This window comes from Bradyrhizobium diazoefficiens (assembly GCF_016616885.1).
In the GTDB taxonomy this organism is placed as follows: domain Bacteria; phylum Pseudomonadota; class Alphaproteobacteria; order Rhizobiales; family Xanthobacteraceae; genus Bradyrhizobium; species Bradyrhizobium diazoefficiens_F.
The window spans coordinates 5,748,507-5,773,862 of sequence record NZ_CP067102.1 but is presented as its reverse complement, the minus strand read 5'-3'; the positions used below and the strand labels follow the sequence as shown (position 1 = coordinate 5,773,862).

Sequence of the window (25,356 nt, the reverse complement as noted above, 5' to 3'; positions counted from 1 at the left end):
TACGAGGACGGCCGGAGTGCAGCAGCAGCTAATCCGGTGAACGTAGCTCCTGGGCGATCCGTGCAGCGAGGAAATTTTGACAGGTCATGCGATGGCGAAGAACCGCCGCGTGCTGAACTCTACCAAAGTCCTGGCCGACAGCGTTCGTCTGTATTCAACGAAAATAACGTGCGGCGGCCTCCGCCATCCGACTGAGGCCAATGCAAATCGGGAGGAACTCCATGAAGACGCAGTGGCGCTATTCTTGTTTACCTGTTGCTGTTATGGCTGCGGCGCTCGCAGCGTCGCCGGCGTTTGCGCAAGCCGTGGACACGGCGCGGATCGAAGCCGCTGGTCAGAACGACTGGCTGACCTATCACGGCTCGTACAAATCCTATCACTACAGCCCGCTCGCGCAGATCAACGCGAACAACGTTGCCAATCTGAGCATTGCCTGGATCCACATTCCAGGACGGTCGACCCGTGGCCTGCAATCAATGCCTCTCGTGGCAGACGGTGTGCTCTACTACACCGGTTCTTACAGTCGGGTTTTTGCGCTCAACGGCGCAACAGGCGAGGTGATCTGGTCCTATTTTCCAGAACTCGATGAGGCGCTGATCGCCCGCCAGACTCACTCCCCCTACAATCGCGGCGCAGCGATTGGTGAGGGCAAGGTCTTTGTCGGCACGATGGACGGCCGGCTCATCGGGCTCGATATGAAGACCGGAAAAGTCGCTTGGGACACCAAGCTGATCGACTCGCAGAAACTCACGGTCGGCTTCACCGGAGCTCCGCTGTATGCGAAGGGCACGGTGATCATCGGCGCTCAGGGTGGCGAGTGGCCGGGTCGCGGTCCCATATTTGCTGTCGATGCCGCCACGGGCCAAAAGAAATGGGAATTTTTGACGGTTGCCGGCACTGACGAAGCCATGAAGACCTGGGGAAGTGATTCCTGGCGCACGGGCGGAGGCGGCGGCTGGATGCCCGGCACTTACGACCCTGAGACCAACACGGTTCTTTGGGGGACGGCGAACCCGGCGCCGCTCTACGATTGGTCGGGTAGCGATTACAAAACTCAAGGCGCTCGTCCGGGCGACAACCTCTACACGAGTTCCGTCCTCGGTCTCGATATCGACACGGGCAAGCTGAAATTCTTTCATCAGGAGTTGCCCCACGACGCCTGGGACTTCGACAGTGCGGTCGGGGAATTCGTCATGCTCGATCGCGACGGTCAGAAATTCGTGGTGCATCCGAACAAGAGCGGCTACATCTTCGTCTATGATCGCAGCCTCGGTTTGAAGAATGTCTGGCGAATTACCGAGAACAGCAATTTCGTCAAGAACATCGATCCCAAAACCGGCGAACTGATCGGACGGCGTGACTTCAAGGCCGGAAAGGTAGACGAGGCGCTCTGCCCGCACATCTCGGGCGGCGTCAGCTTCAATTCCGGCTCCTACAATCCGAGGACCGGCCTCTACTACAAGCTCGGCCAGGAATGGTGCATGACCCTCGACGTCATGAAGACCACACCGGTGACCGCCCCGCAAGTACAGCTCAATATTGGAGCCGACTTCAAGATTGCGCCTCCGCCGGGCGGGGAGATTTATGGTCATCTCGACGCGCGCGACCCGGTGACCGGGGCAAAGAAGTGGGAGGTCCGCTTCCCCGAGCCGCCGCTCGCGAGCGTCCTGTCGACCGCTGGCAATCTGGTGTTTGTGCCTGACTCCCGTGGCACCATTCATGCCTACGATGCCGAAACCGGAACCGAGCTGTGGAATCACTCTGACGGAACCGGCCATCAGGGCGGAATCATCAGCTACTCCGCCGGCGGCAAGCAGTATATCGCGGTGACCGCGGGCTTTGGCGGCATGGCGTCGGATGATTATGCGCCGACCTTCGGTGGCGTTTACAAGAGCATGCCGCGTGATGATGGCGCGCTCATTGTCTACAGCCTGAAATAGGGCCGTCGCAAATGATCTGTCGGGGAGCACGCGCAAGCTTGCTCCCCGTGCATTGCAGTGGCCGACCGGATTTCAGCAATGGAGCTGGGCAATTGAAATTGCACGCGAGGAAAATCGCCGCACTGCTTTCGGCGGTGCTGGCCGCTTCGTTTGTCGGTACCGCGCTGGTTCAGGCGCAGCCGGCCACCCCTGCGCCGGACAACGGATTCGATGTCGAGCAGTTGTTCGCAGGGACCTGCGGTTTTTGTCACTCCGATGGCGGTCGCGCAGCCGGTAGGGGGCCGCAGCTGATGAATTCGCCGCGCGACGACGATTTTATTCGCGACCGCATCAAGAATGGCAAGTCTGGCGCAATGCCTGCATTCGGCGCAGCCTTCAGTGATGCGCAGATCGACCAGATTATCAAATACATCAGGGCCCTGAAGCCGCGCGAGGGCTGATCCGCCAGACCCGATCCATCCACACGAGGACGGAATGAAGACAATTCTCCCGCTCATGGTCGGTGCCGTCATTGGATTGTCGGGCCCTGCGCAGGCGCGATCCCTGGACGCCATCCGCTCCGCCGGCGTGCTCGGGCTATGTGCCCATCCCAACTCGCTTCCTTTCGCGAGCAAAGCCGGTGATCCCCCCGGCTTTCAGGTCGAATTGGGTCAGGCGCTGGCAGGTCAGCTTGGCGTCTCCCTGAGACTCGACTGGATCATCACGCAGTATCAGATGCGTAGTGCCGACTGTGACATCGTTTTGGACGTCATTGCCGATCGCGAGGCGCAAGGCGAAACCAGGTTGAGAATTTCAAAACCTTACTATCGGACGGGAGTCGCTCTGGCCGTGCCGTCCTCGAGCACGCTCACGTCCTTCAAAAGTCTCAACGACCACACCAAGGTGGGAGTCCAGGTCGGATCCGTCGCGGCCATGATCATCAGTCAACGGAACGTCCCCACTTCGACTTTTGGCTTCGAGAGCGACAGCCTCGACGCCCTGTCCAACCATGAGATTGATGCTGCTGCCGTCACGCCAACCGCAGCGAGCTATTTCAACCTAACCAATCCGAGCAGGGCAGTCCGCATCCTGGATCGCGACGAGAGCGAGGCGGACCTCAACTGGAATGTTGCCGTCGGCATGGTGCGCCCCGATGACAATCTGCGCGAAGCCATCGATGCAGCTCTGGAGCGGTTGCGAGCCGACGGCACGATAGATCGGACATACAAGCGCTATGGTGTTGTGCTGCAAACACCGAAGTAGTCCCTCGCTCGGCGAGCAACCGAGTGCTGCCTCCCTATTCGGCCCCGAACACCGCGATCATTCGTGATCTACCACACCCGATCGTGAATGTGTGGCCTCGACGGGGAGATTACAATTAGTTTCGCCGGCGATCCCCTTGCCGGTCTATCGAGAGACTAGGCCCCAGTTTCCGCGGTCCGGAACTGGGGCTTTTCCAAATCGGGTTGATCAAGCTGTTCCATGCGCAATCGAACGCGAGGCGGTAGACACAACAAGATGCCTGACCCAACCGTCAGAACCGGCGAATTGGCCGCAGACCAGGGCGGACAATCGCGATCTCGTTGATACAGACAACCAAGTCTCCCACAACACCGGTCTATCTTCTCAAGCTAGCGGGCGAGCAAATACTCCAAAGGCGTCAACTGTGGACCCCACGAAATGCTGAAATTGGATGGAATGACGAGATCTGCATTGGATGGAGTGACGAGCTCTGCAATGGGTCAAACTAGTCCTCGCATTGCCACTTCCGGTGTCCGTCTGACAGCCGACGCCTGAAGCATCAAGACGTGGGACGGCTCGGGGCCAAAGGAAGTGATCGGCGCATTCGGTCACGGCGTAGAGTCGCTGCCTACGACGGCGCGAGGAACACCGCGTGCGATCCTCTAGTGCAACCGCCACCTCTACGCCCCAAGCGCGGCAGATGAGCGAGATCTTCTCAGAGTCATTTGGAGGCAGCGGTCTCCTTGAACAGCTCAACCCTTCCGCACGTGTTGTCGGTCACCGCAAAGACCTCATAGAAATCGATCTGTGGCTTCATGCCGTAGCGCTGGATGATGCCCTCGAGCCACGGCCCGGTGTAGAACGCCTTGGCGTCCTCGATGCGATTCCACTGGTACACGCCGCCCGCCCAGCCGCTTTCGGTCCAGATGAAGTGTTTGCTGATCAGCCCCGTCACCTTGCGAAAGTCGGGTGCGATCTTGTGAAAGTGCTCGCGGCACGCGGCATAGTCGATCTGCGGCGGCAGTTTGTATCGTACAACGGCGGTGATCATGCGACCTCCTTGTAAGGATGGCCCCGGCGCAACATTGAGGGCATTCCCGTGATCAAGCAAGCGAAGCGGGAAGCCGATATGGGCAAAAGCGCAAAGCCAGTAGCTTCCGTTCTACTGCGATAAGCCGATTATCCTGGAGCCATGCTGGACTTAGCGTTAGGGCCACTGCTGAAGTTCAGCCTTGTCCTGCTGATCTGTGGTTTTCGTGCGGTTCGCGGCACGTCGCTCATTTTGGGCAACGCAGGCTCCATGCTGGTGCACGCGCACGACGGAGATATCGATCATCTACCCGCGCCGATCGCGACCAATGCGACAGATGCGGCCGCGATTAGGTCGGCAACGCGATTGACAAGTGCCTTTAATCGGCGCGTACCTACACCCTTCCAGTTTTTTTCGCCAATGTGAACTATTTCACACTTGTGAGGCAGATCGGCTCGGATGATGCCGAAAGAGGGGCGAGCCAAGCCTCCGCGAAAGTGCACCCGGTTCCAATGGATTTGTTCCACCCACGCGAGGGAGCGACATCATGGAAAAGCACAAAATTGGCAACAACTTAACGAAAGGTCTACCCGAAGCGAAGCGGGGCGCCTTCTCCCGCCGCTCGGTGCTCACCTTAGTGGGCACCCTCGGCGCCGCGGCGCCGTTTGGGATGTTCGGAGCGGCTCGTGCATTGACGACATCCGGGCCTGGATCGCTGTCTTATATTTCTGCCGAGCTGCCTATTTGCCGCACCGCGGCGAACACCGAAGAGCTGCTGGGCCCACCCCGGCAGCTTAAACTCGCCTGGAACGCGAACGCGGCCTGCACGGTTGCTGCGCCGGTCGCGAAGGAACGGGGTATCTTCGCCAAGCACAACCTCGATGTCGATTTCGTCAATTTCGGCGGTTCGACCGACCAGTTGTTAGAGGCGATCGCGACTGGCAAGGCGGATGCCGGTTTGGGGTTGGCCCTGCGCTGGCTCAAACCGCTGGAGCAAGGTTTCGACGTTCGGATCACCGCGGGTGTGCACGGCGGCTGCATCCGGCTCCTCGGCTCCAAGGCTGCGAATATTGACAGCCTGGAGTCCCTGCGCGGCAAGGCTATCGGGATCAGCGATCAGGCGAGCCCAGCGAAGAACTTCTTTTTGATCTTCCTCGCCAAAAAGGGCATCGATCCGACCCAAGAGATAGAGTGGCGCCAATACCCAGCCAATCTGCTCGCGCTTGCCGTCGATAAGGGCGAAGTGCAGGCTCTAGCCGAGATCGATCCACTGCCCTATCTCTGGCTCAAGGAAGGCAAGCTCAACGAGATCGCGACGAACTTAACTGATGATTTCGCCGACCGCACCTGCTGCGTTCTCGCGATACGTGGCAGTCTCACCCGAAATGAATTACCGGTGGCGGCCGCTCTGACACAATCGATATTGGAGGCGGCAGACCGAGCTGCCAGCGATCCCGCCGACGCCGCAGCGATCTATTCGGGCTACGGCGGGAGAGGATCCGTAGACGACCTCGCCACCATGTATCGCAGCCATACTCACCACAATCATCCCGTTGGAGCGTCGCTCAAAAAGCAACTTTTACTCTATACCGAGGAACTTAAGGCGGTAAACGTCATCAAGCGAAGCACCGACCCGGCCAAGTTCGCCGAGCGCATTTATCTTGACGTTCTAAGCTAAGCTGAGTTGATCGGAGAGATCTGCAGTGAGCGCGGTCGTCGATGAAGTATCGAGACCACAGAAACCGGGTTTCGGTTTTTTTTCAAGGCCAGCTACTCGATCGTTAGTCGGCGGGCTGGCTGCGGCCACCGCGTGGTTTGTGGCGGCAGCGCTCACCGCGTTCTGGCCGGATAAGATCGAAGGCGATTGGGCCTACACCGGCAGCCTCGCGGGTGCCTGCGGAGCATTGGCCGTTGCTCTTGCCTTGGCGGCCTTTGCCAGCGTTCGTTTTACTGTTTTCCAGCGTCTCCAGCGGCTTTCTCCGTGGCTGTTCGTGCTCGCGCTGTTTTTGGCTACTTGGGAGGTCGTCACCGCAAAGCTCGGATTGCTGCCGTTGCCGTTTTTTCCGCCGCCGCAGGCCATTGTCGAGGTCGTAATCGACGATTGGGGGCGGCTGGCTGCGGGCATCTTCGCCTCTGCTCGCCTACTCGCGACCGGTTATTTTCTCGGTGCGGCGGTCGGGTTCGTGGCTGGCGTGGCGATCGGCTGGTCGCGGCTCGCCGGCTATTGGATCCACCCGGTTTTGCGTTTCATCGGGCCACTGCCGGCGACGGCCTGGCTACCGCTCGCATTTTTCGTATTCCCGTCGAGCTTCAGCGCCAGCATTTTCCTGATTGCGCTCGCCACCGGGTTTCCGGTCACGGTGCTTACCTGGTCGGGTGTCGCCGGCGTGAACAGCGCCTATTACGATATTGCGCGGACCTTAGGGGCAACACAGCGCTTCCTCGTGCTCAAGGTCGCCATTCCGGCGGCAATGCCGCATGTCTTTGTTGGCCTGTTCATGGGTCTTGGCAACTCGTTTGCGGTTCTCGTCGTAGCCGAAATGCTAGGCGTGAAGGCGGGGCTCGGCTGGTATCTGCAATGGGCGCAGGGTTGGGCGGCCTACGCCAATATGTACGCCGCGCTGCTGCTCATGGCGTTCTTGTGCTCCGGACTGATCACGCTGCTGTTCCGCTTGCGCGACCGCCTGCTATCCTGGCAGAAGGGTCTGGTGCGGTGGTAGCGGCGACCGCAAGCGACGACCCGGTTCGCGGATCGACGCTGACGCTGCGGGAAGTGAGCCATCGCTTCGACCTGGAAGGGCAGCCGCTGCCGGTATTGGACCGCATCAGCCTGCAGGTCGGCCGCGGCGAGTTCGTCGCTCTCCTGGGGCCGAGTGGGTGCGGAAAATCGACCTTGCTGCGGCTGGTGGCGGGGCTCGACAGTCCGACCGCCGGCTCCCTGCAAACGGAGGGAACGGAGATCGAATCACCCGATCCGTCGCGCGTCGTCGTTTTTCAAGACCCCACCCTTTATCCATGGCGGACGGTGTGGAGCAACGTTGCGCTCGGTCTGGAAGCACGCGGGTTGCTGCGCGCGCATCGCGGACGTATCGAAGACGCGTTGACGCTGGTCGGGCTCACAGGCTTCGCCAATGCCTACCCGCACCAGCTCTCCGGCGGCATGGCGCAACGCGCGGCTCTGGCGCGCGCGCTGGTCAACGACCCAAAGCTGCTCATTCTCGACGAGCCTTTGGGCCAGCTCGACTCGCTGACGCGGATCACGATGCAGGGCGAACTCGTGTCACTGTGGCAGCGCGCTGGCTTCACCGCGCTGCTCGTGACCCACGATGTGGAAGAGGCGTTGTTCCTTGCCGGCCGGGTTATTGTGTTCAGCCAGCGCCCAGCACACATCAAGGCGGAAATCGTGAACGCCAGGCCGTATCCACGCCACCGGGGAGACCCGCATCTGGCCGACCTTCGCCGTCAAGTGCTCGCGCATCTCGGTCTCGACGCCACCTGGTAAGGATCGGGAAGGTTGGGCCATTGACGGCATTTCATTCGTTCTGCACCTGACACTGACCTAGCCGCCAAACTCGTAGAGACGCTATGGCCGCGGAGTCAAAGGTCAAGTCCGCTTTGGGTCAAAGGACTAAACCGCTCGCGCGGTAGGGCACGACGGCTGGCAGCGGAGCCGAGAGGATAGCGCAACGGGGCGTCCTGTCTTGAGATGAGGGGTTCGCAACCTTCACCCAAGACAGGAGCATCCCCCATGACCGACGAGGCAATGAGCCCGTTGCGCCGGCGCATGATCGAAGACATGACGATCCGCAAGTTCGCGCCGAAGACCCAACATGACTACGTGCAAAGGGTCAAGAACTTCGCGGCGTTTCTCGGGCGATCGCCGGATACGGCTGATTTCGAGGACGTGCGCCGCTACCAGCTTCATCTGGCGGCGAGCGGCGTTGGTGTGCCGACCATCAACCAGACCGTCTCGACGTTGCGGTTCTTTTTAGGTCACGCTCAGGCGCAACGAGATCGTCGAGCACACCCATGTCATCCACGAGCCGCGCAAGCTGCCGGTGGTGCTCAGCCCCGAGGAAGTGGCACGGCTGCTCGATGCCGCGCCGGGGCTCAAGTACAAGGCGGCGCTGAGCGTGGCCTACGGCGCCGGTCTGCGCGCCAACGAGGTGATCTCGCTCAAGGTCGCCGATATCGACAGCAGCCGTATGATCATCCGCGTCGAGCAGGGCAAGGGCGGCAAGGACCGTAACGTGGTGCTTTCACCTGTTCTACTCGACCTGCTGCGGGCCTGGTGCGCTCAGATATCCGCCAGACGTCGCAAATCGTCGGACAACTCATGGAGTTCGACCGCCAACCGCCGCTCATTCGTCAGCCGCTTCGCCGTCGTGCGACTCGTTGCATCGGCTCGATCCAAATCAGACAGCTCGCCCGCGGCACTCAAATCACCATAGCGCCTGCCGCACGGCCTTACGTTCCCTCAAGCGCGGTTTCCTCCCTTGGAGGCTTTCGGACGCCGGCCCCGCCGTGCGCGGCACCACCTTCATGGGCCGGCATCCGAAACCCTTCTCAACTGCGGACATCGCCGATTGCCAAATGGTGCAAAGAACCGTACCGCCGTGCTCGGAACGGTTCGCGTGCTTGATTGACGCTGTTAGAACCTGCGCGGAATGGGTTCATTCGGCTCATGCTGGACAAGCACGGTGCCCTCCGGTCTCGGTACATCCGGCGTTGTCCGGTTGCGGCGCATCAGGCTCAACTTGCGCCCCCAATCGAGGATTGGTGCCTCAATGACGATGTGCAAGGCGGCGGCGAGGCCGATGGAAAGCAGGATGCTGGCGATGATTGTTCCGACCGTCGATAGTTGCCATAGCCCGTCAAAGTTCGCGATCCATTTCACCAGCAGGCAATGGACGATGTATAGCGAGTACGAAATCTTGCCGAGCCATTGCAGGGCCGGCGGGAAGGAGCGCCCTTCAACCTCGGCAGATACCACGGCATAGATGAGCAATCCCGCGCCAAGGCCATAGGTCGGCACGCGCGCGAATTGTGCATCGGTCGTTCCGTGCACGAATATCCAGTACCAACCGGCTACGAACAGGCCCGCGGAAATGGCAAGCATGCCGCTTGAAAATCGCAATCTGCCATTCGTAAGGAGATACGCGATGCTAACGCCAGCGCCGAATTCCAGCACCAGCGCATGGGAGTAGATACCAAGCTGTAGGCGGAAGGCGAGAGCAACGATTACCAATCCGAGGCCCACAAATAGCAGTTCGAACAGCCGGTTCGGTGCAATCGCGAGGATGACGGCGACTGCGGCGTAGAAGTGCAGCTCGAAAGCGAGCGACCATGCGGGCCGGATGTACCAGTTCGGATATATCCAAGCAAAGACAAGGCCGAAGTCGAGCGCGGGAGGCTCCCCCGGCTCCAACGCGATCCAAGATGAGCTGACAAACGCTGCCAGCAAGACGAGCCAATAGACTGGATAGATGCGAATGGCTCGCCTGACAACGAAGTTCAACGGGTCGCCTTGCGCGGACACTGTGGTTGCAATGATGAAGCCAGAGATAACGAAGAAGATGTCGACGCCGCTTGCAAGGATAGTGAGCGCGCCTTCAGATAGGTTCGGTCCGACCATATCGGGGCGCGCGTTGATTGCGTGTCCGCAGACCACCATTAGCGCGGCAACGCCGCGCATTGCCTGTACACCCCCGAAGAATCGCAAAACGCTCACAGCCGTTCATTCCAAATTGCGCGCAATCTTAGCGACAAATATGTTAACAGCTGGTTGTGGGAGCTTGATGATTTCTACGTCAGCGTGCGTCGGAGTGTCTCGGGGATGTGAGGCACTAGTAACAGATCGTCCAGCGATGTGATCTAGATCAGGAAAGTGCTGTTTTGAACTTAGGCCGACGCTCTCGGAAACAGGCCAGTCCCAGAACTGATGATAACTCCCTTGGCCGCGCGGACCTCAACGCCCGCTTTGGGTCAAAGGACTAAACCGCTCGCGCGGTAGGGCACGACGGCTGGCAGCGGAGCCGAGAGGATAGCGCAACGGGGCGTCCTGTCTTGAGATGAGGGGTTCGCAACCTTCACCCAAGACAGGAGCATCCCCCATGACCGACGAGGCAATGAGCCCGTTGCGCCGGCGCATGATCGAAGACATGACGATCCGCAAGTTCGCGCCGAAGACCCAACATGACTACGTGCAAAGGGTCAAGAACTTCGCGGCGTTTCTCGGGCGATCGCCGGATACCGCGAGCTTTGAGGACGTGCGCCGCTACCAGCTGCATCTGGCGGCGAGCGGCGTTGGCGTGCCGACCATCAACCAGACCGTTTCGACATTGCGGTTCTTTTTTAGGGGCACGCTCAGGCGCCACGAGATCGTCGCGCATACCCATGTCATCCACGAGCCGCGCAAGCTGGCCGGCATCCGAAACCCTTCACAGGAGCGGACTTCAACCAATCAACGACCACCGCCGAATCCGTCGAAAATGACGCGAAGCCAGCGCCGCGATCGCACCAGTTACGTTCGATTGAGCTCAAAGATTCCTTCAAAGGACCGTAGGACATCACGGCTCTGATGGGACAACCCCCCGCCGAGATCGCCTCTTCCTGCTTGCTGCGTCAGCGCCGTCAGCAATGTTTGGAAACAAAGTATTCACCAATAGGAGCGATAGTACTAACCGTGAGGTGCAACCTCATGGTGTGGGTGCTAACTTCTAGGAGAAAAGCCAGAGATTGCACGTACGACGGAATGGGAATTGGAATGTTCAGTGCGTCGACTTTTGCGAGAGCTATGGCATCGCTCGACCGCATTGGACTATCGAAAGATCTGCAGATTGCGGTTTCAATCAAGCCCGGGCTGCGCCCGCGCTACCAATGGACCGAAAAGTGCTGCTGGTTGATCGGCATTGCGGCGTGCGGTTTTGCAGCATTCCTGATCTCGACGATGGGCGTCGCTATCGAGGCCCGCAGCCTAGCTCCATCCGCGGGGCTGATGGCGTTTCTTCTCGCCGTTCATGTTTTTTACGGGAGGCGGCGTCCGGCGCCGGTTCTTTCGAATATGTGCGGCGCGGTCGCCGCTCTCTTCCTTTCAATTGGGGCTGCTGGAATCATCAGTCTTGTTGGCTTGAGATACCACTTCCCATTAATCGACAATAAGCTCGCAGAGAGCGACCGCTTTCTGGCGATCGATCTCCCGTCGATCATCGCATGGTTTGCAGAGCACCCTATGCTGTCCTGCCTACTCGGAATTGCTTACGATAGCTCTTTCGCGCAGCTGCTCGGACTCGTTGTACTCCTCTCGATTCTACGCCGCGAGGGCAAGCTCTGGGAACTGGTCTTCGTCTGCAGCCTGACAATCGTTGCTTCGACCACGATTTCAATTTTGTGGCCTGCGATAGGCGCTTTCGCCTATTTCGATTATTCGCCCGCTATCATCGAAGAGCTACCTCTCAACGCGGGCACATATCACCTCGCGAAATTCGAGTACTTCAGGAACGCTCTCTCTCCAGTGATATCGTTCACAAGTCTGCAAGGGGTCGTGACCTTTCCATCGTTTCATTGCTGCCTCGCACTGATGACAATATTCGCAACAATCGGAACCGGCTGGTTGTTCTGGATCGTCGTAAGCTGGAACTCACTCGTGTTGATATCGACGCTTCCGATCGGCGGACATTATGTGGTCGATCTAGCGGGCGGTGGGCTGCTGTGGCTAATCGCCGTCACTTTGGCAATTGCACTCGGCAAATGCGGACGGCCAAGGACGCCGCTTTCTGGTCGACGGACAATCGCGAGCGCATCATTTGCGTCGACTGAGGAGCTCGAAATCTGCACGCAAGGCACGTAGTTCTGTCGCTAATCGCCCGTGAGAGATACAACAAATAGTAATGTCTAAAAAAGGTCGCGACAATGCTTGCCGTCGCTTTGGAGAAGATCAAGGACTTTGCACCGCTGAAGCGGGCAGCCTACGTGCGCGTCATTCTCGCCGGATTTGCCGCAATTGTTCTTTCCAAAGCGTTCCGCTTCTTTGCACACGGATTCTGGGAGGCAGGTCAGACAACAGATTTTGCCGCCTTCTACATTGCCGCACACAGGGTGTGGTTGGGCGATGTCGATCTGACGTATCAGTTTCAATGGTTCATGAAAATGCAGGCCCAGGCATCGGCCGGGCGCGAGGTGATGCCAATGCGGGCGCCGAGGTGCTTCGGATCGGCGGCGATCGTCAGCATGGTCTTGTTGCCGGTGCCGTACTATCACGTGGTGTTCAAGCGCCGCCGTGCGGCAACGCGCTCGATCGCCGATTACCTTCAGTTGGTCGAGGCTGACATGGCCGGCATGGGCGTAACGCCATGCCGGGCCATGGCTGCGGAAGATATCCAAGGCGCGTGCAATTGTTGCCAACAGGTGTGAGTTCTCAGGAACGCGACCGGATGCGGGTTAGTTTGCGCACGCTTGCGGGGTCGACGCGCACTGGCCCGCTCTCTATGCGCGGATGTTCCGGCGCTTTGGTCTCGGGCTGAATTGCAAGCGCGTCGCGCATCCACCTCGGCCAGCGCTCTAAATCCAATCCTGAAGTCGCAGGCAGAGCGGACTTGATCACCGCGACGGGCGGCAGTGATTCCCTGGTCATGGCATTCCTCCTCAGACATGAAAAAACCCGCGCCGGATACTCCGCGCGGGTGTGACGAACTCTCGATGATGCCATAATGCCGGTGTTTTGCCCGACGTGTCAAACTTTCCAGGCGCGTGGTGCTATCGCTTCGCCATGATCAAGCTCACCGCAACGCGGAGCATCACGCGCTACAAATGGGTGCATCCGACCGAGGCGCGATAGCCCAACGAATTCAATGCCCGCGCTACTGTGCATGGGGTTGTTTCGCGCTTTTGCTTTGGGGGCGTCGAAACGCCCGCGCGTCAGCGCCGGCCGCGCGGCGGCTCGGCCTTGGCGGGCGCTTCGGTCTGCGGTGCGCAGGTCGCGGCGGCGAGCGTTGCTTGCGCCTGCGGCATCAGGCCGGGCTCGGCGGCCAGCGCCTTCATCACGATCAGGCCGGTGGTGCTGGGGGAATCGATGATCAGGCGGTCGGCCGCGGTGATCTCTTCGTCCTCGGGCAGGGCGTCGTGCTGTGCCTGCGTCATCAGGTCGAGCTCGATCACCTTCTTGCCGGCCGAGCGGTCGTTGATGGCGTAATAGGCGATCTCGTTGCGGGTGTAGAACGACACCGACGTGTAGGCCTGGCTCACCGGCACGGCGAGCTTGAGCGGCCCGCCGGAGAGATCATAGCGGCAGATCGCCAGCGCAAAGGCCGGATCCATGAACGGCATCGGCGAGGTCTGCGGATCGGCGAGCGGAAGCTGGGTGACGCCGTTGAGCTTGGTCATCGGCGTCAGCCGCGAATAGGCGTCTTGCGTTGCGATCCGCGGCAGCGCCAGCACGCTGACGAGATGGACCACGAGGCCCAGCACCACGCCCGCAACAATGGTGAACGCGAGCCGGATCATGAGCAGCCCACCGTCGAGATCGTCGGCATCGGCGCGTCGCGCTGGGTGCGGGTCGCCACGCCAACCGGCGTGTCGTAGAGGCGGAACATCAGCGCATAGCGCTCGATGCCGCCGGTCGGCAGCCAGTTGCCGGCGCGCGAGCGCGCGGCAATGTGGATCTCGAACGAGCCGTCAGACTGGCGCACGATCTCCTGGCTGGTGAAGCCGTAACGCTGCAGCGAGTTGGCGACGAGATGGCCCTTGCGATCATACAGCGTCAGCGTCCAGAACCGCGCCGCCGGCGTCACGCCGGAGACGACGACGTCGCAGCGGCCGTCGAGCGCCTTCTTCTTGCCGTCGGCGGTCGCGGTGAAGGCGACGCCGTCGCCGGTGCCGATCGGCAGCTCGCCGTTGCGCACGATGGTGGCGCGCGAATAGGGATCGACGTCGGCGGTGCCGGTGCGGGGGCGCGCGGTCCAGGAGCCAATGGTCAGCGCGCCGATCTCAGTGCCGCGCGTCGTCGTCATCCAGGTCGCACCCAGGCCGACCACGGTCGCGAGCAGGAGGGCCGTCAATGTGACCAGGATCAGCCGCACGGGATCAGATCAGTTCTTGCGCGGGGTGGACGCGTTGGCATTTTCTTCCGCCGCATAGTTCTGCGGGAAGGCGAGCGCGCTCGACGACGACGCCGGCTTGGCCTGCTTCGCGCTGTCGTCGGCCGCCGATTTGGTTGCGGTCTTGGCGGCGTCGTCGAGCAGCTTCTCGACGCGCACCAGGATGTCGGCGCCGCGCTTGGTCAGCACCGGCGGCGGACCGGGCTTGGTCTCCAGCACCTTTGGCGCCGCATTGGCCTGTGCGTTGGCGACACGTTCCGGCGGCAGCTTCTGGCCCATGCCGATGCCGGGAATTTCGCGAACCTCGACGCCCTGATGTGCCGCGACCATGATGTCGTGCCAGGTCTGCGCCGGCAGCGAGCCGCCGGTCATGCGGTTGGTCGGCGAGTAGTCGTCATTGCCGTACCAGACCGCGCAGGTGAAATTGCCGGTATAGCCGACGAACCAGGCGTCACGATACGCATTGGTCGTGCCGGTCTTGCCGGCGGTCGGAATGCCGTCGAGCGCGGCGCGGCGCGCGGTGCCTTCGCTGACGACGTGGCTCATCATGCCGGCCATGTCGGCGGCGATGTTCGGCGGAATGGCCTGCTTCGGCTTCGGACCATCGCGGTCCCAGCGCCAGACCAGATCGCCGGCACCGGTGCGCACTTCGAGCACCGCATGCGGTGTCACGGCCTTGCCGCGGTTCGGGAACGTCGCATACGCCACGGCGTGCTCGAGCACCGTGACTTCGTCCGAGCCGATCGGCAGCGACGGCGTGTCGGGCAGGGGCGCCTTCAGGCCGAAGCGGCGCGCGACCTCGACGATCTTGGCGCGGCCGATCTTGGCCGGGTTCGGCGCCTTCGGCTGTTCCTTCTGGCCGATTGCGATCGACAGCTTGACGGGCACGACGTTGATCGAGCGCGTGATCGCCTGCGTCAGCGTCACCGCGCCGGAATAGGAATGGCCATAGTTCTGCGGACACCAATTGCCGATGCAGACCGGGCCGTCGACCACGATCGAGTTCGGCGTGAAGCCGTTCAGGAGCGCCGTGGTGTAGACGTACGGCTTGAACGACGAGCCGGGCTGGCGATAGGCGTCGGTGGCGCGGTTGAACTGGCTCGCGCCGTAATCGCGGCCGCCGACCATGGCGCGGATGCCGCCGTCGAGATCGGAGACGACGGTCGCAGCCTGCGTCGCGTGATAGTCGCGGCCGAACTGGCGCAGCTGGTTCTCGATCGCGTCTTCCGCGGCCTTCTGCACGTTGGCGTCGATCGCGAGGCGCACGACGAAGACGCGCTCGGTGTAGGACTTCGGGAAGGTGTCGACCAGCTTGCGCATCTCGTCGAAGGCGTAGTCGAGATAATAGTTCGGCGACGCCTCGTCGCGGCGGTCGACCGCGAAGGCCGGGTTGCGGCGGGCGCCGAACACCTGGCCCTCGGTCATGAAACCGGCGTCGACGAGGTTGTCGAGCACGACGTTGGCGCGGGCACGCGCGGCGGGCAGGTTGATGTGGGGCGCGTATTTCGTCGGCGCCTTGAACAGGCCGGCGAGCATCGCGGCTTCCGCAAGTGTCACGTCGCGCGCGGACTTGTTGAAGTAGAAATGCGCAGCGCCATCGACGCCGAAGGTGCCGCCGCCCATATAGGCGCGGTCGAGATAAAGCTTGAGGATCTCGTTCTTGGTCAGGCGCCATTCCAGCCAGACCGCGAGGAAGGCCTCGTTGATCTTGCGCTCGATCGTGCGCTCGTTGCTCAGGAACAAATTCTTGGCGAGCTGCTGCGTGATCGAGGAGCCGCCCTGGCGGACGCCGCCGGCCTGGGCGTTGGTGACGAGCGCGCGCGCGGTGCCGGCGATGTCGATGCCGAAGTGCTCGTAGAAGCGGCGGTCTTCGGTCGCGAGCGTCGCCTTGATCAGGACATCCGGAAAATCTTCCAGCGGGATCGAGTCGTTGTGCTTGATGCCGCGGCTGCCGATCGGATTGCCGTAGCGGTCGAGGAACGTCACGGCGAGATCGGACTTCTTCAACCAGTCCTCGTCCGCGGTCTCGCGGAAGGCGGGGATGGCGAGGATCAGCATCAGCACCATGCCGCCGAGGCCAAGCGTTGCGGCCTCCGACAACGGCTCGATGAAGACCCAGCGCCTCCACCGCCCGACATAGAAGCGGTCCATGAAGGTCGAGTAGCGCTCGTAGAGCTCGCGGATACCCTTGGCCGAGGAGAACAGCGAGGAGTCGATGCGCGCATCGAGGTCCAGGAAGAAGTTCCTGATACGACTCTTCCAGTTGGATGGTGTGTTCTGGACCACCTAGAACCCTTGAGGCTCGCTTCGAAAGCGTTCAAGCACCCGGCCGGGGCGGCATCGAGACGTCTTGCGGGATTGTTGCGGCAAACCCAAGGCGCCCGTTTCGCGTCCGTGGGGACTTGCTGTTCTTCTAGCCGAGCGGGGCCTATAAACCAATGGTCAGGCTCGCAATTTTGAACAACAGGCCAAATTGAACCCCGGTTCATTACGGGCCTGAAAGGGGCGTCGCTTGCAGCTTGCGGGCGGCGCGCCCTAGATGGCGCTGGCCTCAGCTCTTTGGAATCGTATCAGGCGCATGACCGCAGCTCGCAAACGACCTTCCGACCAGGATGGATTCTTCTGGAAAACCAAGAAGATGGAGGACATGTCGACGGCCGAATGGGAGAGCCTGTGCGACGGCTGCGGCCGCTGCTGCCTGAGCAAGCTCGAGGACGACGATACCGGCGAGATCTATTTCACCGATGTCAGCTGCAAGATGCTCGATTCTTGCACCGGCGGCTGCAAGGACTACGCGAATCGCTTCGACTTCGTCCCGGACTGTGTCGTCATGACTCCCGAAAAGGTCCGCACCCTGCCTTGGCTGCCGCCGAGCTGTGGCTACAAGCTGGTCGCGGAAGGGCGCGATCTCTATTGGTGGCACCCGCTGATCTCGGGCGATCCCAATACGGTGCACGAGGCCGGCGTCTCCGTGCGCGGCCGGGTTTCGGGCACCGAGGACGAGGTCCCGGACGACGAGCTCGAGAACTACCTCGTGCAGTGGCCGGGGCAGCTGCCGAAACGGGCACGCCTGAAGCGACGCCCCAAGGCCTGATCCGTCCCGAACCTTAGTCACGTGTTCGGGATGACCGCGGTACGGGATGCACCCATGCGCCGCGGTGCCTGCCTGAGAAGAACTTTGCTGTCTACATTGGCTTCGTAGAACGAATCCTTCGCGGCTTTGCGCCGCAACACGACGTCTGACACGCCCGAAATGAACCAGTTCGCACGGCAGAGCAGCCAGTCTGCCGACATCCAGACATTGCCCGACGACATCGCCGAGGAACTGACCCGCCTTCCGGGCGAGGTCATGAGCGTCAGCGACGCACCGACTCTCGCGCCGCTGTCGTCGGATGAGGTGCGAACCATCGTCATCAGCCTGATGCTGACGATGTTTTTGGCCGCCCTCGACCAGACCATCGTCGCCACCGCGCTGCCGACCATCGGACGCCAGTTCCAGGACGTCTCGAACCTGTCCTGGGTCATCACCGCCTATCTGCTTGCCTCGACCGCGGTTGCACCGGTGTTCGGGACGCTGAGCGACATCTACGGCCGCAAGGCCATGCTGATCGTGTCTTTGAGCCTGTTCATTGCCGGCTCGGTGCTATGTGCGATCGCGCCGAGCATGCCGATGCTGATTCTTGCACGCGGTCTCCAGGGACTGGGTGGCGGCGGCATCATGCCTGTGGTGCAGACCGTGATCTCCGACGTCGTCTCCCCGCGTGAGCGCGGCCAGTACCAGGCTTATTTCTCCAGCGTCTGGATGGTCGGCGGCATTCTCGGCCCCGTCATCGGCGGCGTGTTTGCCGAGCATCTGCACTGGTCGATGATCTTCTGGATCAATCTGCCGCTCGCAGCCGCGGCCCTCGCACTGCTGCTGCCGAAGATGAAGAAGATCCCGGTGTTCCACCGCATGCGCAAGGTCGACTGGCTCGGCGGCGTGCTGCTGATGGCTTCCGCCGTCGTCTTCATGCTGGTGCTGACCTGGGGTGGCACGCGCTATCCCTGGCTCTCGCCGACCGTGCTGTCGATGGTGGGCGGCGCCGTCGCGCTCGCGGCGACTTTCGTGTGGCACGCGCGCCGCTCGGACGAGCCGTTCCTGCCGTTGAAGCTGCTGACGGGATCGGTCGCGCCGTTCGCGTTGACCGCGGGCGGCTGCGGGCTTGGCGCCATCACCGGGCTCACCGTGCAGCTGCCGCTCTATTACGAGTCGGTCTACCACCTCAGCGCCAGCGAAGCGGGGCTTGCACTGATTCCGCTCGCGGCGGTCTCGACCGTGGGTGCGGCCGTCGCCGGCCGCACCATGGCGCGCGCTAGGCATTACAAGCGCGTCGCGATTATCGGCACGTCCTGGGCCGCGCTGTGCGCGCTCGGCCTCACGCTGACGACCTTGCCGCTATGGGCTTTGCTGACGCTGATGGCCGCCTTTGCGCTCGGTCTCGGCACGACCTTCCCGGTCTGCGTGGTCTCGCTGCAGAATTCCGTGGCCCGCCCGCAGGTCGGCACCATCACCGGCGCGATGAACTTCTTCCGCTCCCTGATGTCCTCGTTCACGGTGGCAGCGTTTGCGGCCATCCTGCTGATCGCGCTCGGCGCCGACATTCCGCTGGCCGGCGAGCATCACGCCGCAGGCAGCATCCCCGCGATCCCCGCTGAAGACATGCGGCACGCGTTCCGCTACGTCTTTGCGGCTGCGACCGCGCTGATGACCACGGCCGCGCTCTGCCTCATCATGATGGAGGAGCGGCCGCTGGCCGGTCCGACGACGACGCAACCCGTCGAGATGGCGGAGTCGGGGTTAGCCGCCGCGATCGGGATCGTCGTCGGCATGGCCTGTCGTCGTCGTCCGCGCCTTCGCCGCAAGCTGCTGCTTGAGCTGCGCCAGCGCCTCCGCGGACCAGTCCCCGACATCGGTGACCGCGACCCAGGCATCGACGTAATGCTCGGGTGCGTAGACATGGCCAAAGCCCATCGGCGTGTTGGTCGCGACCGCCATGTCGAGGGCGAGCTGCAGCATCGTCACGATCGGATACCATCGCAGCTCCGGCGCCACGTCGGGCCCGCGCGGCGCGCTCATCCAGGCCGGGGGCCGATAGGCGTCGCGGTAGGCGAAGAAGGTGATCGCGTCACTGGCATATTGCAGGTAGACGACGCGCATCGGACCCCAGGGCGCATCGGCCGGCACCGTCGGCCCGTTCTGGTTCATGAAGCGCACGAAGCGGCCGTCGCGGAATTCCGGCAGCCATGCCGGTGATGCCGGATTGCGGTTGTCTTTAATCGAGCGCCAGTTGCGGCTCTCGAACGGTGGTCCGCTCCACAGCGCGCCCGCGATGGGATCGCCGATCATCTCGAACAGCTCGGCGGATTTTTCCGAGTTCAGGGCGCCGAGACTGAGTCCGTGCAGATATAGCTTTGGCCGCTTGTCCTTCGGCAGCGTCGTCCAGTAGCCGTAGATTTCCACAAACAGGGCGCGCGCGGCTTCCGCGCCGTATTCGGGCTGAAACAGCAGCGACAGCGGGCTGTTGAGATAGGAATACTGCATCGCGACGCTGGCGACGTCGCCATGGTGGAGATATTCGACCGTATCCATCGCGGCCGGATCGATCCAGCCGGTGCCGGTTGGCGTAATGACGATCAGGAGTTTGCGTTCAAAACCGTGCTGGCGCTTGAGCTCGTCGAGCGCAAGCCTGGCACGCGCCTGCGCCGTGTCGCGGACAGCGAGCCCCACATAAACGCGCACCGGCTCCTGCGCAGGCCGTCCCGTGATGGCGCTGATCTCGGCGGCTGTCGGGCCTGAGGCGATGAACCGGCGCCCCATGCGCCCGAGCTCTTTCCATTTCACCAGCGACGCCGAGCTGCCTGTCCTGTCGGCGGCGGTCGGCTGCGGGCGTTCGGGCTCGAGCAGGACATCGAGCTCACGGAACGAGGAATCGAGTGCGTTGAAGGCGGTGCGGATCAGGACATTGCTGGCGATCGACCAGAACAGCAGGCCTGCGACGAGCACGCCGATCACATTGGCGACCTTGCGCGGAATGACGCGTCGTATGCGCGCGGCGAGGAAGCGGGCGATCAGCACGAACAACCGCCCCAGCACCAGCAGCACCAGGAACGTGATCAGGGCGATGGCGCAGACCTTGAGCGGATGCGCGGTCTCGACCGGCGCCATCTTCATCACAGTGCGGATCGCGTTCTGCCATTCGGCAGTGCGCCAGAGCGAGAAAATGACGACCAGCAGGCAACCGGTTGCGACCAGCGCATTCGCAACAGATCTCGCGTGCGCCGAAGGTTCGGGCAATTCGAGATAGTGCCACAGCCGGCGCCACAGCACGCCCGCGAAATAGCCGATCGCAAAGCAGCCACCGGCCAGCGCGCCTTGCGTGAGATAGCTGCGCGGGATCAGCGTCGGCGTCAGCGCGGCTGCGAAGAACAGCGCGCCGAGCATGAGGCCGACGCCGGACAGCGAAAGCAATTGCCGCCGAATGAACCGCGCGAGACTGGTCAAGCTACCCCCCGAGTGACGCTATCCCTTGTTGTCCGCAAAACCGCTCTTCCGCGGCAGCAGAATCGTAAACTCCGTGAACTCACCGGGCTCCGTCGCGACGTCGATCGTGCCGCCATGCTGCTTCACGATGATGTCGTGGCTCATCGACAGGCCGAGGCCGGTGCCTTCGCCGGCCGGCTTGGTGGTGAAGAACGGATTGAACATTTTTGCCTTCACGTCGTCGGGAATGCCGGTGCCGTTGTCGCGGATGCGGATCTCGATGGTGTCGCCGCGGTCGCGGGTCGTGGCGGTCACGACCGGCTCGAAAGTGCCGGCGCCGCTCTCCGTCTTCCGCTTGGTCACCGCATAAAACCCGTTGGAGATCAGGTTGAGCAGTACCCGCGAGATCTCCTGCGGAAACAGTTCGGCGGAGCCTGCCGCCGGATCGAGCTCGCGCTTCAGCGTCACGTCGAACTGCGGCTTCTCGGCACGCGCGCCGTGATAGGCGAGGTTGAGGCTCTCCTCGACCAGCGCATTGATGTCGCTCAAGCCGTACTCGCCGCCGCCTTCGCGCGAATGCAGCAGCATGTTCTTGACGATGGAATCGGCGCGCTTGCCGTGCTGCACGACCTTTTGCAGGTTGTGCTTCAGCATCCCGGTCAGCTCGTCGACCTCGCTGCGGACATCGTCGCCGAGTGAAACAGGCGCCAGCACCTCGTTCAGCTCGTCCGTCAGCTCAGTGGAGAGCGCGGCGAAATTGTTGACGAAGTTGAGCGGGTTCTTGATCTCATGGGCGATGCCGGCGGTGAGCTGGCCGAGCGAAGCCAGCTTCTCGGTCTGGATCAGCCGATCCTGCGCAGCGCGCAAATCGTCGAGCGATTTCGCAAGCTCTTGCGTGCGATCCTGCACCTCGTTGAACAGCCGCGTGTTCTCGATCGCGATCACGGCCTGGTCGGCAAAGGTCTTGAGCAGGCTGATCGCCTTGTCGGGGAAAGCACCGGCCTCGGGGCGCGTCACGCCAATGGTGCCGATCGCGACCCCATCGCGCAGCATCGGGATCACGAGGATGCTGCGATAGCCGCGCGTCCGGGCCAGCTCCCGCATCGCCTCTGTCAGGTCTGCCTCGTTCTGCATGTCGCTGCGGAACGCGTACTCGCCACTGGCCGCGACCCGGCTGTGAATGCCCGACGACGCCAGCGGCGCCGGAAACGAGCTGAGCAGTTCCTCATTGCCGGCCTCGTTGTCGGTGGTGAAGGCGGCCAGATGCAGCATGCCGTCGATGACGCGGGTGACGGTGGAGGAATGTCCACCGACCAGCGCCTTGGCGCTGTCGGAGATCGCCTGGAACACCGGCGTGACATCGGCGGGCGAGGCCGCGATCACCTTGAGGATGTCGGCGGTCGCGGTCTGCCGTTCCAGCGCGTCCTTGGTGGCGTTGAACAGGCTGACATTCTTGACCGCGATCACCGCCTGGTCGGCGAAGGTCTGCAGCAGCCGCACGTGATGCTCGGCGAACGCGCCGGTCGTGCGCCGCGTCGCGATGATGACGCCTTTGGCTTCACCCTCGCTCATCAAAGGCGTGAACAGCATGCTGCGAAAGCCACGCGCGCGCGCAATTTCACGCGCCGCGGGCTCGAGCTCGGTATCGGGCAGCTGCGCCGATTGACCATTGGCCGTGAGCTGGTAGGGCGGGAACTGCGCGAACGGCGCCGGAAACGATGCCTGCAGCACGCGATCGCCGGCCGGATCGCCCGGCGTGAAGGCCGCAAGATGCGCCGCGCCGTCGATATAGCGCAGCACCGCGGTGGAGAAGCCGCCGATCAGCCGGTTGGCATTGGCGGCGATGGCGTCGAACACCGGCTGCACGTCGGAGGGCGAAGCCGCCATCACTCTCAAAATGTCGGCCGTGGCGGTCTGCCGCTCCAGCGTCTCGCGCGTCTCGTTGAACAGCCGCGCGTTCTCGATCGCGATCACCCCCTGGTCGGCAAAGGTCTGGAGCAACTGCACGAGGTCGGGTGCAAACGCGCCGGTTTCCTCGCGCGTGACGCTGATCATGCCGACCGCCGTGCCGCGATTCATCAGCGGCATGAACAGCACGCTGCGAAAGCCGCGCAGCCGCGCGAGATCGCGGTTCAGCTCCGGCACGTCACTGGCTTCGCTGTCGGGAAACTGGATCGTCTCGCCGCCGCGAACCAGCGCAAAGGTCGGAAAATCCTCGATCCGCCGCGGGAACGACGCCTTCAGCCCTTCGTCGCCCTTCGGGCTGATCGGCGTGAACGCCACGAGGTGCAGCTCATCGCCGATGAACTGCAGCACGGTCGCCGAGAAGCCGCCGAGCAGGCGTTTTGAGCTGGACGCGATCGCCGCAAAGACCGGCCGGGCATCGGAGGGAGAGGCGGCGATGGTGCGCAATATCTCGGCGCTGGCGTTTTGCCGATCGCGCAGCCGTGCGTTCTCGGCCGCGGTGGACTGCAATTGCCGCTTGAGCTCGTCGATCCCGGCGACATCGTTGGAAGAGGTGGTCATTCGTATTCCGGCTGAATGCCGCGACATGCGCGGCCCCGGGCCGGATTATCACATCTCCTGCGGCCGGAGCCAGCGCCTGCGGCCTTGCGGCTCGACTCACGTCCCCGGCCGGGACACCTCGGTCTCCTTGCTGGTGATGAACTCCAGCAGCACAGGGGTGCCTTCCTGCGTCTTCTGGATGCCGCGCTTGATCGCGGGGATGATGTCCTCGGGCTTGGTGACCCGCTCGCCATAACCGCCGAAGGCGCGCGCCATCGCGGCATAGTCGCCGGAAATGTCGGTCGAGCGATATTTCTCGGTCGAGATCGGCATCACCTTCAACTCGATCGCCATCGAGAAATTGTTGAGCAGAATCGACATGATCGGGATCCGCTCGCGCACTGCGGTCTCGAAATCCATGCCCGTGAAACCGATCGCCGCATCGCCCCAGACATTGATGCAGAGCTTGTCGGGTTTTGCCAGTTTTGCCCCCATCGCGAGACCGAGGCCGTAGCCGAGCTGCGTCGTCTTGCCCCAGCCGAGATAGGAGAGGGGGGTGACCGCTTTCCAGAACGGCGAGAGCTGGTCGCGCGGGCTGCCGGCGTCATGGGTGATGATGGTGTTGTCGATGTCGACGGTGTGCTGGAGATCCCACAGCACGCGGTAGGGGTTGAGCGGCGCGTCACTGCTGGTGAGTTTCGGCATCCATTTTGCCAGCCACTCCTTGTGTGAGGCCGCGATCTCGGCCGCGACCGCCGAGGCGTCGCGATTGGCCGGGACGGTCTTGCCGATCTCCTCCAGCAATGCATCGAGTACGAGCCCGGCATCGCCGACGAGGCCGATCTTCGCCTCCACATCCTTGTTGAGATGGTTCGGATCGAGCGTCGAGTGAATGATGGTTTTTCCCTTCGGCATCGCGATGCCAAAACTGGTCTCGGTGAAGGAGCAGCCGATGCCGAAGATGACATCGGCTTCAGCAAGGAACTTTGGCACCGCGCGCGGCACGGCGAGACCACCGGAGCCGAGCGAGAGCGGATGCGTCTCCGGAAACGAGGATTTGCCGCCGAGGCTGGTGGTGACGGGAATGGCCAGCCGTTCCGCGAGTCGCTTCAGTTGCGGCCACGCCTGCGCGTAATGCACGCCCTGGCCGGCATAGATCACCGGCCGCCTGGCGTTGACGAGCAGGGCGGCGGCCTCCTTCACATGCGCGGGGTCGGCGCCGTAGCGGGTCCGCAGCACGGGCGTGTAGTTCAGCGGCTCCGGCACCTCCTCGTTCCACATGTCGGCGGGAATTTCCACGATGACCGGGCCGCCACGGCCGTTCTTCAATTTGGTGAAGGCGCGTCGAAAGATGTTCGCGACCTCTGCGGCGAGGATGATCGGCTCGCATGATTTCGAGAACGGCTTCATTGCCTCGCTGGAATTGAAGTTGGGCTCGATATGCGCAAGCCTGCGCTGATAGCCCATCGGCAACACCAGCACGGGAACGGATTCGCCAAAGCACTGCGCGACGCCGCCCATCGCGTTCTCCGCGCCGGGCCCGTGCTGCATGCAGAACGCGCCGATCGTGCGCCCCGACGTCACCCGCGAGATCGCATCCGCCATGTGGAGCCCGACGCGTTCCTGCCGCACCATCACGGGGCGGATCTCGGCCTTGGCCGCGTGCTCGATCAGATGATTGACGGGATAGCCGCAGAGGATCTCGATCCCCTCGCGCCGCATGATTTCCGCAATGGCGGTGCCGAGCTTCATGGCGTCTCTCTCCCTGGCGAGGCCGGTTGGTCCGGCCGATTAAGGAGAGAGGATCAGGAAATTGAGGAACGGTAAAGCGCCGCTTCACACGCAGAGAGCAGCCATGCATCGCGAGTGTGCGGCCGGACGGGACCTATCCCACGAAGACCAATGCAAGCAGACCTGACCCCAGTAGCACAACGCCGGCCACGGTGACGGCCAGAAAGGCAGTCGATGTGAATTCTTCGCGCATAATCGTTCAACCCGATTTCACCACGCCCCGACCATCACCAGCGTGGCGATGCTCAAGAGCGA

General features: G+C 62.4%; 19 protein-coding genes and 3 pseudogenes. 13 read left to right on the top strand and 9 right to left on the bottom strand.

Features of this window, described 5'->3' with window-relative positions:
• Positions 1–221: 221 nt before the first annotated feature.
• From JJC00_RS26915 to JJC00_RS26905, 3 genes are all read left to right on the top strand, one after another.
• Entirely contained in the window at positions 222–1,940 is a 1,719-nt protein-coding gene (locus JJC00_RS26915) for a pyrroloquinoline quinone-dependent dehydrogenase (protein ID WP_200468878.1), read from the top strand.
• A gap of 92 nt (positions 1,941–2,032) precedes the next feature.
• Positions 2,033–2,380 (top strand): c-type cytochrome, encoded by a 348-nt coding sequence (locus JJC00_RS26910; protein ID WP_246773939.1) that lies wholly within the window; start codon positions 2,033–2,035, stop codon positions 2,378–2,380.
• Between the two features lie 34 nt (positions 2,381–2,414).
• Positions 2,415–3,182, top strand: coding sequence for a substrate-binding periplasmic protein (locus JJC00_RS26905; RefSeq protein ID WP_200468876.1), 768 nt, complete (start codon positions 2,415–2,417; stop codon positions 3,180–3,182).
• A gap of 700 nt (positions 3,183–3,882) precedes the next feature.
• On the opposite strand, the gene JJC00_RS26900 is transcribed toward JJC00_RS26905, so the two are convergent.
• Entirely contained in the window at positions 3,883–4,212 is a 330-nt protein-coding gene (locus JJC00_RS26900; protein ID WP_200468875.1) for a hypothetical protein, read from the bottom strand.
• A 141-nt stretch (positions 4,213–4,353) separates the two neighbouring features.
• Between JJC00_RS26900 and JJC00_RS26895 the strand changes: the two genes are divergently transcribed.
• From JJC00_RS26895 to JJC00_RS38790, 6 genes and pseudogenes are all read left to right on the top strand, one after another.
• The gene (locus JJC00_RS26895) at positions 4,354–4,617 is read left to right on the top strand and encodes a hypothetical protein (protein ID WP_200468874.1); all 264 of its coding nucleotides are present in this window, start codon (positions 4,354–4,356) and stop codon (positions 4,615–4,617) included.
• A 121-nt stretch (positions 4,618–4,738) separates the two neighbouring features.
• Positions 4,739–5,869: an ABC transporter substrate-binding protein gene (locus JJC00_RS26890; RefSeq protein ID WP_246773938.1), complete on the top strand. Its 1,131-nt coding sequence runs from the start codon at positions 4,739–4,741 to the stop codon at positions 5,867–5,869.
• Between the two features lie 25 nt (positions 5,870–5,894).
• Complete coding sequence (locus JJC00_RS26885; protein WP_246773937.1) at positions 5,895–6,911, top strand: ABC transporter permease; 1,017 nt, start codon at positions 5,895–5,897, stop codon at positions 6,909–6,911.
• The gene (locus JJC00_RS26880; protein WP_200468873.1) at positions 6,905–7,693 is read left to right on the top strand and encodes an ABC transporter ATP-binding protein; all 789 of its coding nucleotides are present in this window, start codon (positions 6,905–6,907) and stop codon (positions 7,691–7,693) included. The genes JJC00_RS26885 and JJC00_RS26880 overlap by 7 nt, the downstream gene beginning before the upstream one ends.
• Before the next feature lie 204 nt (positions 7,694–7,897).
• Positions 7,898–8,125 (top strand): annotated as a pseudogene (locus JJC00_RS38795) (phage integrase N-terminal SAM-like domain-containing protein); the annotation flags it as partial.
• 124 nt (positions 8,126–8,249) lie between these two features.
• Positions 8,250–8,642, top strand: a complete 393-nt coding sequence (locus JJC00_RS38790) for a tyrosine-type recombinase/integrase (protein WP_349643516.1) — start codon at positions 8,250–8,252, stop codon at positions 8,640–8,642.
• A gap of 200 nt (positions 8,643–8,842) precedes the next feature.
• Here JJC00_RS38790 and JJC00_RS26870 read toward each other — a convergent pair whose 3' ends face one another.
• The gene (locus JJC00_RS26870; RefSeq protein WP_200468872.1) at positions 8,843–9,886 is read right to left on the bottom strand and encodes an acyltransferase family protein; all 1,044 of its coding nucleotides are present in this window, start codon (positions 9,884–9,886) and stop codon (positions 8,843–8,845) included.
• A 418-nt stretch (positions 9,887–10,304) separates the two neighbouring features.
• Here JJC00_RS26870 and JJC00_RS26865 point away from each other — a divergent pair, with 418 nt between their 5' ends.
• A complete protein-coding gene (locus tag JJC00_RS26865) occupies positions 10,305–10,772 on the top strand; it encodes a phage integrase N-terminal SAM-like domain-containing protein (RefSeq protein ID WP_246773936.1) in 468 nt (155 codons plus the stop codon).
• Positions 10,773–10,987: 215 nt separating this feature from the next.
• The gene (locus JJC00_RS26860) at positions 10,988–12,040 is read left to right on the top strand and encodes a phosphatase PAP2 family protein (protein ID WP_200468871.1); all 1,053 of its coding nucleotides are present in this window, start codon (positions 10,988–10,990) and stop codon (positions 12,038–12,040) included.
• Between the two features lie 407 nt (positions 12,041–12,447).
• On the opposite strand, the pseudogene JJC00_RS39025 reads toward JJC00_RS26860, so the two are convergent.
• The 4 genes and pseudogenes from JJC00_RS39025 to JJC00_RS26840 all read right to left on the bottom strand — a co-directional run.
• Positions 12,448–12,597 (bottom strand): annotated as a pseudogene (locus tag JJC00_RS39025) (IS91 family transposase); the annotation flags it as partial.
• 510 nt (positions 12,598–13,107) lie between these two features.
• The gene (locus JJC00_RS26850) at positions 13,108–13,692 is read right to left on the bottom strand and encodes a DUF1254 domain-containing protein (RefSeq protein WP_200468869.1); all 585 of its coding nucleotides are present in this window, start codon (positions 13,690–13,692) and stop codon (positions 13,108–13,110) included.
• Complete coding sequence (locus tag JJC00_RS26845; RefSeq protein WP_200468868.1) at positions 13,689–14,267, bottom strand: DUF1214 domain-containing protein; 579 nt, start codon at positions 14,265–14,267, stop codon at positions 13,689–13,691. The genes JJC00_RS26850 and JJC00_RS26845 overlap by 4 nt, the downstream gene beginning before the upstream one ends.
• Before the next feature lie 9 nt (positions 14,268–14,276).
• Complete coding sequence (locus JJC00_RS26840; RefSeq protein WP_200468867.1) at positions 14,277–16,571, bottom strand: transglycosylase domain-containing protein; 2,295 nt, start codon at positions 16,569–16,571, stop codon at positions 14,277–14,279.
• Positions 16,572–16,863: 292 nt separating this feature from the next.
• Here JJC00_RS26840 and JJC00_RS26835 point away from each other — a divergent pair, with 292 nt between their 5' ends.
• The gene (locus tag JJC00_RS26835; protein WP_200468866.1) at positions 16,864–17,379 is read left to right on the top strand and encodes a YcgN family cysteine cluster protein; all 516 of its coding nucleotides are present in this window, start codon (positions 16,864–16,866) and stop codon (positions 17,377–17,379) included.
• A gap of 159 nt (positions 17,380–17,538) precedes the next feature.
• Positions 17,539–19,116, top strand: a pseudogene (locus JJC00_RS26830) (MDR family MFS transporter); the annotation flags it as partial.
• Positions 19,117–19,122: 6 nt separating this feature from the next.
• Here the strand turns inward: JJC00_RS26830 and JJC00_RS26825 are convergent.
• From JJC00_RS26825 to JJC00_RS26815, 3 genes are all read right to left on the bottom strand, one after another.
• On the bottom strand, positions 19,123–20,766 hold the full coding sequence (locus JJC00_RS26825) for an alpha/beta hydrolase (RefSeq protein ID WP_200474248.1): 1,644 nt from the start codon (positions 20,764–20,766) through the stop codon (positions 19,123–19,125).
• A 78-nt stretch (positions 20,767–20,844) separates the two neighbouring features.
• Positions 20,845–23,331 (bottom strand): GAF domain-containing protein, encoded by a 2,487-nt coding sequence (locus JJC00_RS26820; protein WP_200468865.1) that lies wholly within the window; start codon positions 23,329–23,331, stop codon positions 20,845–20,847.
• 96 nt (positions 23,332–23,427) lie between these two features.
• Entirely contained in the window at positions 23,428–25,062 is a 1,635-nt protein-coding gene (locus JJC00_RS26815) for a thiamine pyrophosphate-requiring protein (protein ID WP_200468864.1), read from the bottom strand.
• Positions 25,063–25,356: the final 294 nt, after the last annotated feature.

Coding starts and splice junctions, on each gene's coding strand:
- JJC00_RS26900 (WP_200468875.1), bottom strand. CDS start 4,212: ATGATCACCGCCGTTGTACGATACAAACTGCCGCCGCAGATCGACTAT.
- JJC00_RS26865 (WP_246773936.1), top strand. CDS start 10,305: ATGACCGACGAGGCAATGAGCCCGTTGCGCCGGCGCATGATCGAAGAC.
- JJC00_RS26825 (WP_200474248.1), bottom strand. CDS start 20,766: ATGCTCGGCGCGCTGTTCTTCGCAGCCGCGCTGACGCCGACGCTGATC.
- JJC00_RS26835 (WP_200468866.1), top strand. CDS start 16,864: ATGACCGCAGCTCGCAAACGACCTTCCGACCAGGATGGATTCTTCTGG.
- JJC00_RS26890 (WP_246773938.1), top strand. CDS start 4,739: ATGGAAAAGCACAAAATTGGCAACAACTTAACGAAAGGTCTACCCGAA.
- JJC00_RS26895 (WP_200468874.1), top strand. CDS start 4,354: ATGCTGGACTTAGCGTTAGGGCCACTGCTGAAGTTCAGCCTTGTCCTG.
- JJC00_RS26915 (WP_200468878.1), top strand. CDS start 222: ATGAAGACGCAGTGGCGCTATTCTTGTTTACCTGTTGCTGTTATGGCT.
- JJC00_RS26815 (WP_200468864.1), bottom strand. CDS start 25,062: ATGAAGCTCGGCACCGCCATTGCGGAAATCATGCGGCGCGAGGGGATC.
- JJC00_RS26905 (WP_200468876.1), top strand. CDS start 2,415: ATGAAGACAATTCTCCCGCTCATGGTCGGTGCCGTCATTGGATTGTCG.
- JJC00_RS26860 (WP_200468871.1), top strand. CDS start 10,988: ATGGCATCGCTCGACCGCATTGGACTATCGAAAGATCTGCAGATTGCG.
- JJC00_RS26820 (WP_200468865.1), bottom strand. CDS start 23,331: ATGACCACCTCTTCCAACGATGTCGCCGGGATCGACGAGCTCAAGCGG.
- JJC00_RS26870 (WP_200468872.1), bottom strand. CDS start 9,886: ATGCGCGGCGTTGCCGCGCTAATGGTGGTCTGCGGACACGCAATCAAC.
- JJC00_RS26850 (WP_200468869.1), bottom strand. CDS start 13,692: ATGATCCGGCTCGCGTTCACCATTGTTGCGGGCGTGGTGCTGGGCCTC.